Source organism: Micromonospora sp. DH13, from assembly GCF_020873825.1.
Taxonomy (GTDB): Bacteria; Actinomycetota; Actinomycetes; order Mycobacteriales; family Micromonosporaceae; genus Micromonospora; species Micromonospora haikouensis.
Genome location: NZ_JAHWGR010000006.1, coordinates 215,197 through 230,852 on the forward strand (window position 1 = coordinate 215,197; position 15,656 = coordinate 230,852).

Annotated in this window: 13 protein-coding genes and 1 other RNA gene; 4 read left to right on the top strand and 10 right to left on the bottom strand. The window is 72.4% G+C overall.

All coding sequences use genetic code 11. The annotated features are described in order from the left end of the window. The first annotated feature begins 40 nt into the window (after positions 1–40). On the top strand, positions 41–1,636 hold the full coding sequence (mdlC, locus tag LPA42_RS08575; protein ID WP_077936391.1) for a benzoylformate decarboxylase: 1,596 nt from the start codon (positions 41–43) through the stop codon (positions 1,634–1,636). Between the two features lie 57 nt (positions 1,637–1,693). Here mdlC and LPA42_RS08580 read toward each other — a convergent pair whose 3' ends face one another. The 8 genes from LPA42_RS08580 to pruA form a co-directional block, all read right to left on the bottom strand. Then, positions 1,694–2,707, bottom strand: coding sequence for a hypothetical protein (locus tag LPA42_RS08580; RefSeq protein WP_077936390.1), 1,014 nt, complete (start codon positions 2,705–2,707; stop codon positions 1,694–1,696). Between the two features lie 87 nt (positions 2,708–2,794). Next, positions 2,795–3,170: a transfer-messenger RNA gene (gene ssrA / locus LPA42_RS08585) on the bottom strand. Positions 3,171–3,275: 105 nt separating this feature from the next. Beyond that, positions 3,276–3,755: an SsrA-binding protein SmpB gene (gene smpB, locus LPA42_RS08590; protein WP_074478481.1), complete on the bottom strand. Its 480-nt coding sequence runs from the start codon at positions 3,753–3,755 to the stop codon at positions 3,276–3,278. Between the two features lie 148 nt (positions 3,756–3,903). Further along, a complete protein-coding gene (ftsX, locus tag LPA42_RS08595) occupies positions 3,904–4,779 on the bottom strand; it encodes a permease-like cell division protein FtsX (RefSeq protein ID WP_077936389.1) in 876 nt (291 codons plus the stop codon). A gap of 67 nt (positions 4,780–4,846) precedes the next feature. Then, complete coding sequence (ftsE, locus tag LPA42_RS08600) at positions 4,847–5,527, bottom strand: cell division ATP-binding protein FtsE (protein WP_043962078.1); 681 nt, start codon at positions 5,525–5,527, stop codon at positions 4,847–4,849. Between the two features lie 118 nt (positions 5,528–5,645). Next, a complete protein-coding gene (prfB, locus tag LPA42_RS08605) occupies positions 5,646–6,767 on the bottom strand; it encodes a peptide chain release factor 2 (protein WP_077936388.1) in 1,122 nt (373 codons plus the stop codon). Positions 6,768–6,912: 145 nt separating this feature from the next. Then, complete coding sequence (locus LPA42_RS08610) at positions 6,913–7,428, bottom strand: PadR family transcriptional regulator (RefSeq protein ID WP_043964044.1); 516 nt, start codon at positions 7,426–7,428, stop codon at positions 6,913–6,915. Between the two features lie 220 nt (positions 7,429–7,648). Next, positions 7,649–9,277, bottom strand: a complete 1,629-nt coding sequence (pruA, locus tag LPA42_RS08615; protein ID WP_077936387.1) for an L-glutamate gamma-semialdehyde dehydrogenase — start codon at positions 9,275–9,277, stop codon at positions 7,649–7,651. Positions 9,278–9,667: 390 nt separating this feature from the next. Between pruA and LPA42_RS08620 the strand changes: the two genes are divergently transcribed. After that, entirely contained in the window at positions 9,668–10,726 is a 1,059-nt protein-coding gene (locus tag LPA42_RS08620; RefSeq protein ID WP_077936386.1) for a hypothetical protein, read from the top strand. Positions 10,727–10,777: 51 nt separating this feature from the next. On the opposite strand, the gene LPA42_RS08625 is transcribed toward LPA42_RS08620, so the two are convergent. Further along, entirely contained in the window at positions 10,778–11,287 is a 510-nt protein-coding gene (locus tag LPA42_RS08625) for a hypothetical protein (RefSeq protein ID WP_077936385.1), read from the bottom strand. 203 nt (positions 11,288–11,490) lie between these two features. Here LPA42_RS08625 and LPA42_RS08630 point away from each other — a divergent pair, with 203 nt between their 5' ends. Beyond that, positions 11,491–11,718 carry a helix-turn-helix domain-containing protein gene (locus tag LPA42_RS08630; protein WP_007074927.1) on the top strand — a complete coding sequence of 76 codons (228 nt, stop codon included), beginning with the start codon at positions 11,491–11,493 and terminating at the stop codon, positions 11,716–11,718. Positions 11,719–11,817: 99 nt separating this feature from the next. Next, positions 11,818–12,420, top strand: a complete 603-nt coding sequence (locus LPA42_RS08635) for an Rv3235 family protein (protein WP_091284028.1) — start codon at positions 11,818–11,820, stop codon at positions 12,418–12,420. 197 nt (positions 12,421–12,617) lie between these two features. On the opposite strand, the gene secA is transcribed toward LPA42_RS08635, so the two are convergent. Continuing rightward, complete coding sequence (gene secA, locus LPA42_RS08640) at positions 12,618–15,536, bottom strand: preprotein translocase subunit SecA (RefSeq protein ID WP_077936384.1); 2,919 nt, start codon at positions 15,534–15,536, stop codon at positions 12,618–12,620. Positions 15,537–15,656: the final 120 nt, after the last annotated feature.

Here is a 15,656-nt window from a genome sequence, read left to right on the forward strand (position 1 = left end):
ATCGCCCGGTAGGTGGGGCTTTTCCCGATAGATTCGGCGGGTGGCAACGGTCCGCGAGACGACGTACGAGCTGCTGCGGGCGCTGGGCATGACCACCGTGTTCGGCAACCCCGGCTCGACGGAGGAGCCCTTCCTCCAGGACTTCCCCGCCGACTTCCGGTACGTCCACGCCCTGCACGAGGCGTCCGCCGTCGCCATGGCCGACGGGTACGCCCAGGCCACCGGCCGCCCCGCCCACGTCAACCTGCACACCGCGCCGGGCACCGGCAACGGCATGGGCAACCTCGTCACCGCCTGGCACAACAAGACCCCGCTGATCGTCTCGGCCGGTCAGCAGAGCCGGGAGATGCTGCTGCTGGAGCCCCGGCTGGCCAGCCCCCGGGCGGCCGAGCTGACCCAGCCGTACGTCAAGTGGAGCCACGAGCCGGCCCGCGCGCAGGACATCCCGGCGGCGTTCATGCGGGCGTACGCCACGGCGGTGCAGCCGCCCGCCGGCCCGGTCTTCCTCTCCCTGCCGCTGGACGACTGGGCCCGGCCGGCGGACGGGCCGCCCGAGGTGCGCACCGTGGCCACCCGGTACGCCCCCGACCCGGCCCGGCTGCGGGAGTTCGCCGCCCAGGTGGCCGCCAGCCGCAGCCCCGCGCTGGTGCTCGGCGGGGCGGTCGACCGGGCCGGGGCGTGGCCGGCGGCGGTGGCGCTGGCCGAGCGGCTGGCCGCCCCGGTCTGGGCCGCGCCCGCCCCCGAGCGGACCCCGTTCCCCGAGGACCACCCGCACTACCGGGGCGTGCTGCCGTACGCGATCGGGCCCCTGGCCGAGGCGCTGGCCGGCCACGACACGGTGCTGGTGGTCGGCGCGCCCGTGTTCCGCTACTACCCGCACGTGCCGGGCGACTACCTGCCCGCCGGCACCCGCCTGCTGCACGTCACCGACGACCCCGACGAGACGGCCCGCGCCCCGGTCGGCGACGGCCTGCTCGCCGACCCGGGCCTGGCCCTGGCCGCCCTGGTCGAGCTGCTCCCGGCGACCGATCGACCGCCCCCGCCGCCCCGGCCGGCCCCGGGGCCGCCCGACGCGGGCCCGCCGGTGAGCCCCGACGCGCTGTTCGCCGCCCTGGCCCGGCACTGGCCGCCCGACGGGGTGCTCGTGCAGGAGTCACCGTCCAACCTGGCCGCGCTGCGCCGCCGGCTGCCGGTCACCCGCCCCGGGTCGTACTTCACGATGGCCAGCGGCGGCCTCGGGTTCGGGCTGCCGGCGGCGGTCGGGATCGCGCTCGCCGAGCGGGACACCGGGCGGGGCCGGCCGGTGGTCGCGGTGATCGGCGACGGGTCGTTCCACTATTCCGTGCAGGCGCTGTGGACGGCCGCGCGGCTGCGCCTGCCGCTGGCCGTCGTGGTCCCGGTCAACCAGCAGTACGCGATCCTCAAGGCGTTCGCCGAGCTGAAGCACACCCCCGGGGTGCCCGGCCTGGACCTGCCCGGCCTCGACGTCGTCGCCGTGGCCCGGGGGTACGGCTGCGCCGCCACGGTCGTCGAGGAGCTGGACGGGCTGGGCGACGCGTTGGGCGCGGCCCTGGCGGCGGACCGGCCCACCGTGCTGCCGGTGCCGATCAGCACCGAGGTCCCGAAGCTGCTCTGAGCGCCTTCGGGGCCGCGCTGCACCCTCGGGGGCCGCCACGTGTTCCTCGGGCCGCGCTCAGGGGCGCAGGACCAGCGGCGCGCCGGTGACCACGTCGAGCACCGGCCGGTTGCCCAACGGCGCCTTGAGGGTGGCGGTGACCGGCTCCAGCTTGAGCAGGTCGACGCACATGCCGGTGCCCCGGACGACCCCGCCGCCGACCACCACCACGTCGTCGCGTTCCTGCACGAGCGGGGTGATCCCGGTGTCGCAGGCGCCCACGCCGACCCGCCAGGTCAGCTTCGCCCCGTCGACGGACCGCAGGTCCTGCGCGCTGACCACCCCGTCGGGTGCCCGGCCCGTCGGAGCGACCGGATCGGGCGGGGCGGCGGGGTCGGCTACGGCGAGCCGGGCCACCTTCGTGGTCAACTCGTCGACGGTGAACAGCCACGCCGGCACCTGCGCCTCGCCCCGGCTCGTGCGCACCGGCGCGGTGCCGAGCGTCACGGCGGTGACGGTGAGCGGCACGCAGGCCGACGACGGCGCGCTGCTGGCCGGGTCGTTCGGGCCGACGCTGTGGCCGTACGGTCCCTCCCCGACGGTCGGGCCGTCGGGTCCCGGCTCCACGACCGGGCCGGAGCCGGGCTTCGCCGGCCGGCCGGGGCCCCTCGGCCGTCCCTCGCACGGCGGCGGGTCCCCCTGGTCGAGCTGCCGGTACGCCTCGGCGGCGCTGAGCAGCTTCACGGTGAGCGTCCCGTCGGGGAAGCGGATCGCACCGTCGGCCGGCCGGGCGGTGGGCACCTCGATCTGCTCGCGGTACCAGCCGTTGCGGAACGCCTGCTCGGTGTCGGCGCTGAACCCGGGGTCGCCGAGCAGCACGGTGGGCTCCTGCAGCGGCAGGTAGCCGCCGGTCCAGACGGCACCCGGCCGCCACGCCCCGGCGACCTCGTCGGCCCGCTGCCCGAACCCCGCGAAGCGCTGGTCGGCGCTGCCGGCGGGGCCGCCGCCGGTGGACGGCTCGGAACCGGCCGGCGCGCAGCCGGCCGCGACGACCAACAGGGGCAGCCCCAGCAGGGCGAGAACTCGACGCATACCGCTACGACGCGCCCGCGCGGCCTGCGGTTCCGGCCCCGGATACGACGATGCGCCCCGGCCGGGTGGCCGGGGCGCATCGCCAGGTGGTGGAGGTGCCGGGAATCGAACCCGGGTCCTTCGCCGGTTTGTCAGGGCTTCTCCGAGCGCAGCTCGCTGTGCCTCTACTCGGCCCCACCGCTCACGCGAGCAAGTTGGTGTGACGGGCCCAGTCGCTGATTGATCTCGCCGCACGGACCCCGCGACCGGGTCCGGTTGGCCAGCCTTCTAGCTGATGCCGGCTACTGGGACGAAGGCGTTCCCAGGCCGACAGACTTAGCTACTCGCCTCAGGCGGCGAGAGCGAAGTCAGCGCGATTGTTCTTGGCGCTTATTGGTTTCCGACGACCGATTCTCGAGACGACGTCGGCTTCCTCGGCTCGCTTCCCCTGCCGCAACGTACGAAGTCGAAACCAGTCACCCCCTCGACGGGCCGCCGGTGTGGCGGCACCACCAAGACTAACGCCTGCCGCAACGGGATTCATCCCCGAGCCCCGCCCCGGCGCGCCGAGACGGACAAACGGGACGTATCAGTCGTCCATGCCCTTGCCGCGCCGGCCCGCGGCCCGGGCGATCTCCCGTTCCGCGTCCCGCTTGGCCAGGTCCTGGCGCTTGTCGTACGTCTTCTTGCCCTTCGCCAGGGCGATCTCCACCTTGGCCCAACCGTCGGAGAAGTAGACCTGCAACGGGACCATGGTGAGGCCGCCCTCGCGGGTCTTGCCGATCAGGCGGTCGATCTCCAGCCGCTTGAGCAGCAGCTTCCGGGTGCGCCGGGGCTCGTGGTTGGTCCAGGTGCCCTGCGTGTACTCCGGGATGTGCATGCCGTGCAGGAACAGCTCGCCGTCGCGCTCCTGTGCGAACGCGTCGACCAGCGACGCCCGCCCCGCCCGCAGCGACTTCACCTCGGTGCCGGTCAGCGACATGCCCGCCTCGTACGTGTCGAGGATGGCGTAGTCGTGCCGCGCCTTCTTGTTGGAGGCGACGACCTTGCGCCCCTTCTCCCGTGGCATCGGTGCCCCTCCCCTCGTGCGATACCCGCCCCGGCCCGGACGGCGGGCCGGAAGCGGAGATCATGCTACCCGAACGACAAGGGCCCCCCGGCGCGGATTATTCCGCGCCGGGGGGCCCTCGGCTGTCGCCGGCAGACCCGGTAGGCGACTAGACGCGCAGGTAGAACCGGAGGGTAGTCCAGCCGGTGACGGCGCTGACCAGCGCGCCGACGCCCGCCATGATCGGGAACATCAGGAAGATGTCGCTCCAGGTCACCGGGGAGAAGAGGCCCTGCAGCGCGCTCAGGGAGCCGTCGAACAGGAAGAACTTCAAGGCGATCAACGCACCCAGGCCGAGGAACGAACCGATCAGACCGGCGACCACGGCCTCCAGGACGAACGGCGCCTGGATGAACCAGTTGGACGCGCCGACCAGCTTCATGACCGCCACCTCGCGCCGCTTGCTGTACGCGGCCACCTGGATGGTGTTGGCGACCAGCAGCAGGGCGGCGATGGCCATCGCGATCGCCCCGGCCAGGGCGATGTTCTGGCCGGCGGTGAAGAGGTCGAAGATCTTGTCCAGCAGCCGGCTCTGGTCGACGATCTCGTCGACGCCCTCAGTGTCCTTGTACTGGTCGTAGATGCTCTTGTACTGCTCGGGGTTGACCAGCGTGAGCCGGAACGACTCGGGCAGCTGGTCCGGCTTCACGGCGGTCACCAGGTCCGGCGCGTCCTGGTACATCTCCTGGAAGCGCTTGTACGCCTCGTCCTTGTTGACGTAGAGGACCTCCTTCACCAGGGAGTCACTCTTGAGCTTCGTCTCCAGGTCGGTGCGCTGCTGGTCGGTGACGTCGCTCTTCAGGAAGATCGAGACCTGAATGTTCTTGTAGTACAGGTCCTTCATGTCGTCGACCTTGCTGTACACCAGGCCACTGACACCGAGCATGGTCAACGACACGGCCAACGTAATGATCATCGCGATGGTCATGGTGACGTTGCGCCACAGTCCGACCAGTACCTCGGACAGGACGTATTTCACGCGCATCGGGAATTCCTCCGGGTCTCCGGCGTGAGGTGTTCGTCGTCAGGCTGCACAGGGGTGGAGCGCCGGCTCACCCGTAGACGCCGCGGGCCTGGTCACGCACGATGCGGCCGCTCTCGATCTCGACGACCCGGCGGCGCATCTGGTTCACGATGTTCGAGTCGTGCGTGACCATCACGACCGTCGTACCGGTGCGGTTGATCCGGTCCAGCAGGCGCATGATCTCGATGGACGTGTCCGGGTCGAGGTTTCCGGTCGGCTCGTCCGCGAGCAGGATCAGCGGGCGGTTCACGAACGCCCGCGCCACGGCCACCCGCTGCTGCTCACCACCGGAGAGCTCGTGCGGGTAGCGGTGCTCCTTGCCACCGAGCCCGACCAGCTCCAGCACCTCGGGCACGACCCGGCGGGCGACCGCCTTGGTCTTGCCGATCACCTCAAGGGCGAACGCCACGTTCTCGTACGCGGTGCGGTTCGGCAGCAGCCGGAAGTCCTGGAAGACACAGCCGATGGAACGCCGGAAGTGGGGGCGCTTCCACGACCGCATCGAGGTCACGTCCTTGCTGTTCACGATGACGCGCCCCTTGTTCGGGGTCACCTCGTGCAGCAGCAGCTTGATGATGGTGGACTTGCCGGAGCCGGATGGGCCGATGAAGAAGACGAACTCGCCCTTCTCGATCGAGACGGACACGTTGTCGAGCGAAGGCCGGGACGCCTTCGGGTACGTCTTCGTCACTTGCTCAAGCTGAATCACGGGTGGTGAGTCTACGCGGTGTAATCGATGAGCCAAGCCCCGCGCCCCCGTGATGCGGGGCGCGTCGTCAAAACGCCCGGTTAGCAGGAGATCGACGACGCGCTCCGCCCACGGGTGATCACGCAGCGTCGCCGGCGAGCTGACGCTGCTTGCGCCAGCGGATGCCGGCCTCGATGAAGCTGTCCAGCTCACCGTCGAAGACCGCGCTCGGATTGCCCGTCTCCTGCTCGGTTCTGAGATCCTTCACCATCTGATAAGGGTGCAGCACGTACGACCGCATCTGGTCGCCCCACGAGCCGGCGGCGTCGGTCTTCAGGCCGTCCAGCTTGGCCTGCTCCTCCTGCCGCTTGCGCTCCAGCAGCCGGGCCTGGAGCACCCGCAGCGCGGACGCCTTGTTCTGCAGCTGGGACTTCTCGTTCTGGCAGGTGACCACGATGCCGGTCGGGATGTGGGTGAGCCGCACGGCCGAGTCGGTGGTGTTGACGCTCTGCCCGCCCGGGCCGGAGGAGCGGTAGACGTCGACCCGCACCTCGTTCTCGGGGATGTCGATGTGGTCGGTCTGCTCGGTGACCGGCAGGACCTCCACGCCGGCGAAGCTGGTCTGCCGGCGGCCCTGATTGTCGAACGGGCTGATCCGCACGAGGCGGTGGGTGCCCGACTCCACGCTGAGGGTGCCGTAGGCGTACGGGACCTTGACCGCGAACGTCGCGGACTTCAGGCCCGCCTCCTCGGCGTACGAGGTCTCGTAGACCTCGGTCGGGTAGCCGTGCCGCTCCGCCCAGCGCAGGTACATCCGCAGCAGCATCTCCGCGAAGTCGGCCGCGTCCACGCCGCCCGCGCCGGCCCGGATCGCCACCAGCGCCTCCCGCGAGTCGTACTCGCCGGAGAGCAGGGTGCGGACCTCCATGTCCTGGATGCTCTTGGTGAGCGCCCCGATCTCGGTCTCCACCTCGGCGAGCACGCCGGGGTCGTCCTCGGCCTCGGCCAGCTCCAGCAGCACCCGGGCGTCGTCGAGCCGGGAGCGCAGGCTGCCCAGCTTGTTGATCTCGCCGTTGACGTAGGACAGCTGGGAGGTCACCTGCTGTGCCTTGGCCTGGTCGTCCCACAGGTCCGGCGCGGAGGCCTGCTCCTCGAGCCTGGCCTTGTCCTCGTGCAGCCGGTCGATGTTGAGCACGGCCTCGATGTTGCGCAGGGTGGCGTCGAGTTCCTTGAGCTGTTCGGCGTAATCGGCAGCGGTCACGACTGACAAGCGTACTGCGGTGGCCCCGGGTGGGCTTGCCAGCCCCGCGGTCACGAGCCAAAACTGTCCCCGGTGCGGGCGGGGACAGCCTGGAGACCGACCGCGCGGCCCGGTGGCGGGGTGGCGGGCCGCGCGGTCGACGCCGTCAGCCGACCGGGGCGGTCTTCAGCCAGGACAGGGCGGCCTTGTGGTAGGCGACGGCGAACTCCAGCGCGCTGGCATCGAAGTTGTCGCCCTCCTTCTTGGCGTTCTTCACCTGTTCCCGCACCCGGGCGAGGGCCTCGGTGTGATATTCGTTGGCAGAGGCCTGCAGGTTGCGCAGCTGGTTGGCCGAGTGCAGGCTGCCGAAGGCGATCCGCAGGGCGATCGGGTTGCGGATGGTGTCCCGCCCCGGGTCCTCGGCCAGCCACCGGGAGAACATCCGCTTCCCGGCCGCGGTGATCGCGTACGGCTGGCTGGAGCGGGGGCCGGGCTTACCCAGCCGCACCAGACCACGCTCGGCCAGCACCGGTAGCTCCCGGTAGACCTGGCTGCGGGTCATCGACCAGTACGGGGCGAGCTTGCGCTCGGCGGCGGCCATCAGCTGACCGCCTGTCATGGGACCCTCGTGGAGCAGCCCGAGGAGGGCCGCCGCCGTGGGGTTCACTCCGGAATCCGCCATGCCCATTACGCTGCCACTTTGCCGACCCGGCGTCCAGGATTTGCCACTTTCGCCACCCGGACGGCTTCCAATGTGCACTGTCGGCCGGCGACAGTCCGTTAAGGGACGGTGACCCGGGCACGCGCCCGCCCCGCCGCGGGCACCCCGCTGGCGCGCGCCGGGGCGTTAGGAGGGGCCCCCTGTACAACAGAAAGCGTTAACAGGGGGCCCCTCCTTGCGCTCAGCCCATGTGGGGGTAGGTGTGGTCCGTCGGGGGGACGAAGGTTTCCTTGATCGTCCGGGGGGACATCCAGCGCACCAGGTTGTGCCAGGAGCCGGCCTTGTCGTTGGTGCCGCTGGCGCGGGCGCCGCCGAAGGGCTGCTGCCCGACCACCGCGCCGGTCGGCTTGTCGTTGATGTAGAAGTTGCCGGCCGCGTACCGCATCTTCTCGGCCACCGCGTCGACCACCCGGCGGTCGGTAGCGAAGATCGACCCGGTCAGCGCGTACGGGGCGATCGACTCGGCCTGCGCCACCACGTCGTCGAAGCGGGCGTCGTCGAAGACGTGCACGCCGAGGATCGGCCCGAAGTATTCGGTGGTGAACGTCTCGTGCGCGGCGTCGGAGCACTCGAACAGGGTCGGCCGGACGAACCACCCGACCGAGTCGTCGGCGGTGCCGCCGGCCAGCACGGTGCAGGAGGGGTCGCCGGAGATCAGCTCCAGCGCGGCGGTGTGCCGGTCGAACGCCCGCGCGTCGATCACCGCCCCGCCGAAGTTGGTGAAGTCGGTGACGTCGCCGTAGGTCAGCGAGTCGGCGGTGGCGGCCAGCCGGTCCCGCAGCCCGCCGTCCCACAGCGACCGGGGCACGTACGCCCGCGACGCGGCCGAGCACTTCTGGCCCTGGTACTCGTACGCGCCCCGGATCAGCGCGGTGTGCAGCGCGTCGACGTCGGCGCTGGCGTGTGCGACCACGAAGTCCTTGCCGCCGGTCTCGCCGACCAGGCGGGGGTAGCCCCGGTAGCGGTGGATGTTCTCGCCGACGGTGCGCCACAGGTGCTGGAAGACCTTCGTGGAGCCGGTGAAGTGGATGCCGGCCAGGTCCGGGTCGGCGAGCACCACGTCGGAGACCTCCTCGCCCCGCCCGGTGACCATGTTGATCACGCCGGGCGGCAGGCCGGCCGCCTCGAACAGCCGCATGGTGAAGTGCGCGGCGAACTGCTGGGTCGGGCCCGGCTTCCAGACCACCGTGTTGCCGAGCAGGGCCGGCGCGGAGGGCAGGTTGCCGGCGATGGCGGTGAAGTTGAACGGGGTGACCGCGTAGACGAAGCCCTCCAGGGGGCGGTGGTCGAACCGGTTCCACACCCCCGGCGAGGACATCGGCTGCTCCTCCAGCAGGCCCCGGGCGAAGAACACGTTGAACCGGAGGAAGTCGATCAGCTCGCACGCCGAGTCGATCTCGGCCTGGACGGCGGTCTTCGACTGGCCGAGCATCGTGGCGGCGTTGAGGGTGTCCCGCCAGGGGCCGGCGAGCAGCTCGGCGGCCCGCAGGAAGATCGCCGCGCGCTCGGCGAACGGCAGCGCCCGCCACATCGGGGCGGCGGCCTTCGCGGCGGCGACGGCGGCGCGGGCGTCGTCGTGGGTGGCGTGGCCGGTGACGCCGAGCACGTGCGCGTGCCGGTGCGGCTGGACGACGTCGATCGGGTCGCCGCCGGCCATCCGCTGCTCGCCGGCGATGGTCATCGGCAGGTCGATCCGCTCGGCGGCCAGCTCGGCCAGCCTCCGCTGGAGCCGTTCCCGGTCGACGCCGCCCGGCTCGTAGGTGCGGACCGGCTCGTTGTGCGGCTCGGGTACGGAGAACACGGCGTCCATCAGCGCTCCTGGCGATCTCGACAGCGGTGGCGAAACCGGACCCGCGGGCGGCCGGCCGGGTGACCGGACGCCGGGGCACCGCGCGGTGTACCGGTCGCGGCGGCGGGACCTGCGCCGATTCTTCCACGGGCCGGCTCCTGTCCCGCTCCGGCGGCCGCGGCCGGCCTGCGCCGTCCGGCCTCTGCGCCGCATGATCGACTCCAGGTCGGCGACATGGGGGCATCCCCGCCGCAGGACACCCCCATGTCGCCGACCTGGCGAGCCCGCCCGGCCGCAGGCCCGGCGGCGGGCCCGGCGGCGGGCCCGGCGCGTACCCTGGATGGCCGGTGACCAGCCCGCCGCGTCCCGGCAGCGCCGGCGCGGGCCCGGGCGCCCGTCGAAGGGGAGACGATGAGCAACCAGCCCGGCAGCTCCACGGCCGAGGAGCCGGACCAGCCGGTGGAGACCGACCCGGCCGCCGAGCGGGAGCCGGTGGCCGAGTCTCTCCAGGCCACCGGGGGCACGATCGCCCGCGCCCCGGGGGCGGCCGTGCTAGCGCTGCTGGCGGTCGGCTGGCTGGCGGCGATGCTCTGGTCGACCCGGGCGGCGATCACCTCCGCCCAGGCGGGCGTCACCGCGATCAGCCTCTCCGCGTTCGCGCTGCCCGGGGTGATCTCGGCCGCGCTGGTGGCCGGCGCGGCGGTCGCCCTGGCGGTGACGAACCTGCTGGCCCGGCGCGGCGTGGACCGGGCCACCCTGCGGTTCGTCGTCGCCACGGGCGCCGGCCTGCTCGTCGGGCTCGCCGCCGCCGTGGTGATCAACCTGACCTACTTCGACAACGCGACCACCAACGTCATCGCGGGCACCGCCGCGGCGGCGGCGACCATCGGCGGCGCGGTGGCCGGTGCCGGCAACGCCCGGGTGGCCGGGGCGGTGGTCGCCGCCGCGCTCGGGGCGCTGGTGTTCGTGGTGGCGTTCAGCCGGGCCCGGGATCCCCTGTTCGACCTGTTCGGGGCGGGCGACACCCAGGAGTCCCTGGTCACCGCCGCCAAGTGGGTGTCGCGGACGGAGTCGCTGCTCGCCGGCCTGCTGGCGGGGCTGCTCGCCTTCGCATACCTGACCTGGGCCCGGCGCCGCGCCCGGCGGAGCGACCCGGCGGCGGGCGACGTCCGCTGGCCCGGCTACCTGCTGGCCGGGGCCGGTCCCGGCCTGCTCCTGCTGCTCGCCGAGGTCGTCATCCGGATCGGCGGGCGGTCCCTGCTCGACCTGGCCGGCGCGCTGAGCGAGGCGGACTCCGTCGCGCAGACCTCGCTGGGCACCTCCCGGATCGACAACGGCATCTGGGTGCTCTTCGTCGGCGCGCTCACCGCGCTGATCGCCTTCGGCCGCACCCTCGGCCCGACGCCCGACGACGAGGCCGCCGGGGAGGACGACGAGGCGGAGGCCGTGGAGGCGAGCGCCGACCGCTGAGGGGTGCGCCGGGCGGCAGCGGACCGGCGGGGCGGCCAGGCGCGACGCGGGTCAGGAGGCGGCGCGGAGGAGCTGCTCCAGCTCGGTGACGTCGTACCACTCCAGCTCGTGGTCCTCCGCGCCGTCGACGGTGAACTGGGCGTCCGGGTCGCCGGCCAGGGCCTCGGCGGCCACGGCGGCGGCGGCCGACACGTCGGCGACCGCGTCGTCGCCGTCCACGTGCAGGGCGGCGACGGCCGACACCGGCACCGGGCGCACCAGCCGGACGGCGCTGGAGCCGAGCACGTCGTCGGTGCGGCGCAGCGCCGCCGCCGGCACGTCGACCGAGATCACCACCCGGCGGCGGGGCGCGGCCGGGTCGTCGCGCAGCAGGAGCAGGGCGTCCTGGGCGGCGCGGGTGAAGGCGACGTACTCCAGCTCCTCCTCGTCGCCCTCGGCGTACCACTCGCGCAGGGCGGGGGTGACGGCGTGGGCGTCCGTCTCGGGCAGCCCCTGCTCGGGCAGGCGGGCGAGCATGGGCACGATCGCCGGCACGTACACCCGGACAAGCTCGTCGTTCACCGGTGGTCTCCCTCCGCCTCCGGGCCGACGTGCGTGGGCCCGGGCGCCGATCATGCCGTACGCCGTGACCGTCATACACCGCGCACCCGGCCGGCGGGAAGCTGCCGCGCGGGCCGTCCCGGTGGCGCGTCGGCCGGCACGGGGCGGCGTTGTCGGCAGTGGGTGGCAAACTGAAGCAAACGATCCCAACCCCGGGAGATTCCGTGGAGCCGAGGTTCCTGCTGCTCTCCGACGTGGCCGCCGAGCTCAACGTGTCGGACTCGCAGGTCTACCACATGGTGCGCAGCGGCGAGCTGCCCGCGATCAAGATCGGCGGCCGGGGGCAGTGGCGCGTCGAGCGGGCCCGGCTGGAGGAGTACATCCAGCGCAAGTACGCCGAGACCGCCGAGTGGGTCCGGGGCAACCCGCTGACCGACCGCGACCCGGAGTAGCCTCCCCCGCACCCCACGCCATTGACCGGGGCCGCTGCGTGGCCGAGAATCGATGCTGTCGAAGGCAAACGAAGGCAAACGCAAACATCGGGGGTTGCGATGATCGAGTCCCGCCGGCCCGGTCCCGTCCGTCCCCCGGTGCGGGTGCGCCCCGCGCCGCCGCTCGACCCGCCCTTCCTGGAGGAGCCGGCCGAGGGCTTCCCCCGCCCGGTCGCCGCTCAGCTGGCCCTCGACCTGTTCGAGGCGCACCGGCTCGCCCCACGCCGGCCCACCGGCCGGCCGCACGACCCGCGCCCCACCCCCGGCGGCCCCGGCCGGGCCACCCCGGCCGCCCCGCCGCCGTCCGCGCTGGTGACCGCCACCCCGGAGGCCACCCGGGCCGCCCAGCGATTCGTCGCCACCTGCCTGGAGATCGTCAACGGCTACCGGCCACCCGGGCAGATCCGCCCGCTGACCGAGCCTGGCCGGGCGGCCGACGTGGCGCAGGAGCTGGCCACGGCAGCCGCACACACCGGCCCGGTGCGCCGCCGCTCGACCCGCCCCACCGTGCGGCTGCGCCGGCTGCGGGTCTGCGAACCCCGCCCGGCCGCCGTGGAGGCCGCCGCCGTCCTGACCGCTGCCACCGGCCGCACCTGGGCGATGGCGCTGCGCCTGGAGCACCGCCGGGGGCGCTGGCTGTGCACCGCCCTCCAGGTCCTCTGAAGTCAGCGCCGGTGCTCCCACTCCCCGCCGGGGTGAAGCCCCATGATCGTCTGCGGTTCCTGGCGAACCCGTCCGGCGTGTCGTCTCACAAACCAGCAGGCGATCACGCTGGGCGGCGGTGGCGGCGGCGGAGCCCGCCGACGCGGACGCGGACGGGCCCCGGCGTTCTCGCCGGGGCCCGTCGGTGTCGCGGTGGGTCAGTTGCCGCCGTTGGCCGCGCCGTGGCAGCGCTTGTACTTACGGCCGGAGCCGCACGGGCAGGGCGCGTTGCGGGACGTGTTGCCGGACGAGTCCGCCTGCCCCGGGGTCGTGCGGCGGGTCGAGCTGGCCGCCGTCGCCTGCCCGCTGCCGCCGAACGCGGCCGGGGCGCGCTGGGGCTCCGGGGCCGGCGGCGGGACCGGCCGGGCCGGGCGCTCCGCGCGGGGCTTACGCACCGGCGGGGCCTGCTCCTCCGGCCGCTCCACGGCGACCGCGCCCGCACCCGCCTCGCCGTCGATGGTCGGCGCGGAGTATTGCAGACCCTGCTGCTGGGGAGCGCGGCCCAGGCCCTTGGCCTTGATCTCCACCGGCTTCTCCAGCAGCTGCACCTCCTCGGCCTCGGGCTCGGCCTCCTGGACCTGCACCTCCAGGTTGTAGAGGAAGCCGACCGTCTCCTCCTTGATGCCGTCCATCATGGTGGCGAACATGTCGAAGCCCTCGCGCTGGTATTCCACCACCGGGTCGCGCTGGGCGTACGCCCGCAGGCTGATGCCCTCCTGGAGGTAGTCCATCTCGTAGAGGTGCTCGCGCCACTTGCGGTCGATGACCTGGAGCAGCACCATCCGCTCCAGCTCACGGGTGCCGTCGGTGCCGAGCTGCTCCTCGCGCCGGTCGTACGCGGCGTGCGCGTCGTCCTTGAGGCGGGCGAGCAGGAAGTCCTGGTCCATGCCGGCCCGGGAGCCGAGCTCCTCCTCCAGCTCGTCCAGGGTCACGCCCACCGGGTAGAGCTGCTTGAGGCTCGCCCAGAGCTGCTCCAGGTCCCAGTCCTCGGCGTACCCGTCGCTGGTGGCCCCGACGACGTACGCGCCGACGACGTCGTCGATCATGTTGCGCACCTGGTCGGAGAGGTCCTCGCCGTTGAGCACCCGCAGGCGCTCGGCGTAGATGACCTGGCGCTGCTTGTTGAGCACCTCGTCGTACTTGAGGACGTTCTTGCGGATCTCGGCGTTCTGGCCCTCGATCTGGGCCTGGGCGCTCTTGATCTGGCGGGTGACCATCTTCGACTCGATGGGCACGTCCTCCGGGATGTTGAAGCGGTCCATCACCGCCTCGACCGCGCCGGCCCGGAACCGCTTCATCAGCTCGTCCTGCAGGGACAGGTAGAAGCGGGACTCGCCCGGGTCACCCTGCCGGCCGGCCCGGCCACGCAGCTGGTTGTCGATGCGCCGGGACTCGTGCCGCTCCGTGCCCAGCACGTAGAGCCCGCCGGCGGCGGCGACCTCCTCCGCCTCGGCGTCGCAGGCCTGCTTCCACTTGGGCAGGACCTCCTCCATCGCCTTGGCGTACTCCTCCTCGTTCTCCGCCGGGTCAAGGCCGCGCTGGCGCAGCTCGTTGGCGGCGAGGAACTCGGCGTTGCCGCCGAGCAGGATGTCGGTGCCCCGGCCGGCCATGTTGGTGGCCACCGTGACCGCGCCCTTGCGCCCGGCCTGGGCGACGATCTCGGCCTCGCGGGCGTGGAACTTGGCGTTCAGCACGGCGTGCGGGATGCCCCGGCGGCGCAGCAGCTGCGAGATGATCTCCGAGTTTTCCACCGAGACGGTGCCCACCAGCACCGGCTGGCCGGCCTGGTGCCGCTCGGCGATGTCCTCGACGACGGCGTTGAACTTGGCCTTCTCGGTCTTGTAGATGACGTCAGCCCGGTCCTCCCGGACCATCGGCCGGTGGGTCGGGATGCTCACCACGCCGACCTTGTAGACCTTGTTGAACTCGCCCGCCTCGGTCTGGGCCGTGCCGGTCATGCCGGACAGCTTCTCGTAGAGGCGGAAGTAGTTCTGGAGGGTGATCGTGGCCAGGGTCTGGTTCTCCTGCTTGATCTCCACCCCCTCCTTGGCCTCGATCGCCTGGTGCATGCCCTCGTTGTAGCGGCGGCCGTGCAGGATGCGGCCGGTGAACTCGTCGACGATCAGGACCTCGCCGTCGCTGACGATGTAGTCCTTGTCGCGCTTGTAGAGCTCCTTGGCCTTGATCGCGTTGTTGAGGTAGCCCACGAGGGGGGTGTTCACCGACTCGTAGAGGTTGTCGATGCCGAGCCGGTCCTCCACCTTGGCGACGCCGCGCTCGGTCACCGCGATGGTGCGCTTGGCGTAGTCGACCTCGTAGTCGCCCTCGCCGTCCTTGCCGGGCTGGAGGCGGGCCACCACGCCGGCGAACTCGCCGTACCAGCGGGCGGAGTGCTCGGCCGGGCCGGAGATGATCAGCGGCGTGCGGGCCTCGTCGATCAGGATCGAGTCGACCTCGTCGACCACGGCGAAGTTGTGGCCGCGCTGCACCAGCTCGTCCTTCGACCAGGCCATGTTGTCGCGCAGGTAGTCGAAGCCGAACTCGTTGTTGGTGCCGTAGGTGATGTCGCACTCGTACGCCGCGCGGTGCTCGCTCGCCGGCCGGTTGGGCAGCACCACGCCGACGGTCAGGCCCAGGAACTCGTGCACCCGGCCCATCCAGGCGGCGTCGCGCTGGGCCAGGTAGTCGTTGACCGTGACCACGTGCACGCCCTTGCCGGACAGCGCGTTGAGGTAGACCGCCATGACCGAGGTCAGGGTCTTGCCCTCGCCGGTCTTCATCTCGGCGATGTTGCCGAAGTGCAGCGCCGCGCCGCCCATCACCTGCACGTCGTACGGCCGCTGGCCGAGCACCCGGGCGGCCGCCTCGCGCACCGTGGCGAACGCCTCCGGCAGCAGGTCGTCGAGGGTCTCACCGTCGGCGAGCCGCTCCCGGTACTGGTCCGTGAGACCCCGCAGCTCGTCGTCGGTGAGGTTGACGTAGTCGTCCTCGATCGAGTTGACGGCGGCGGCGATGGCCTTCAGCCGGCGCACCATGCGGCCCTCGCCCGCGCGTAGGACCTTTTCCAGAATCGACACGGATCAACGCTCCCCTAGACAGTCTCGACCCATCGTAGGCGCTTCGTCGGCCCGATGGTCACTGGTGGCGGCGGTCTGATCGGCGAGAAACCGACATAACACTCCGACCGCCGGCCGGGC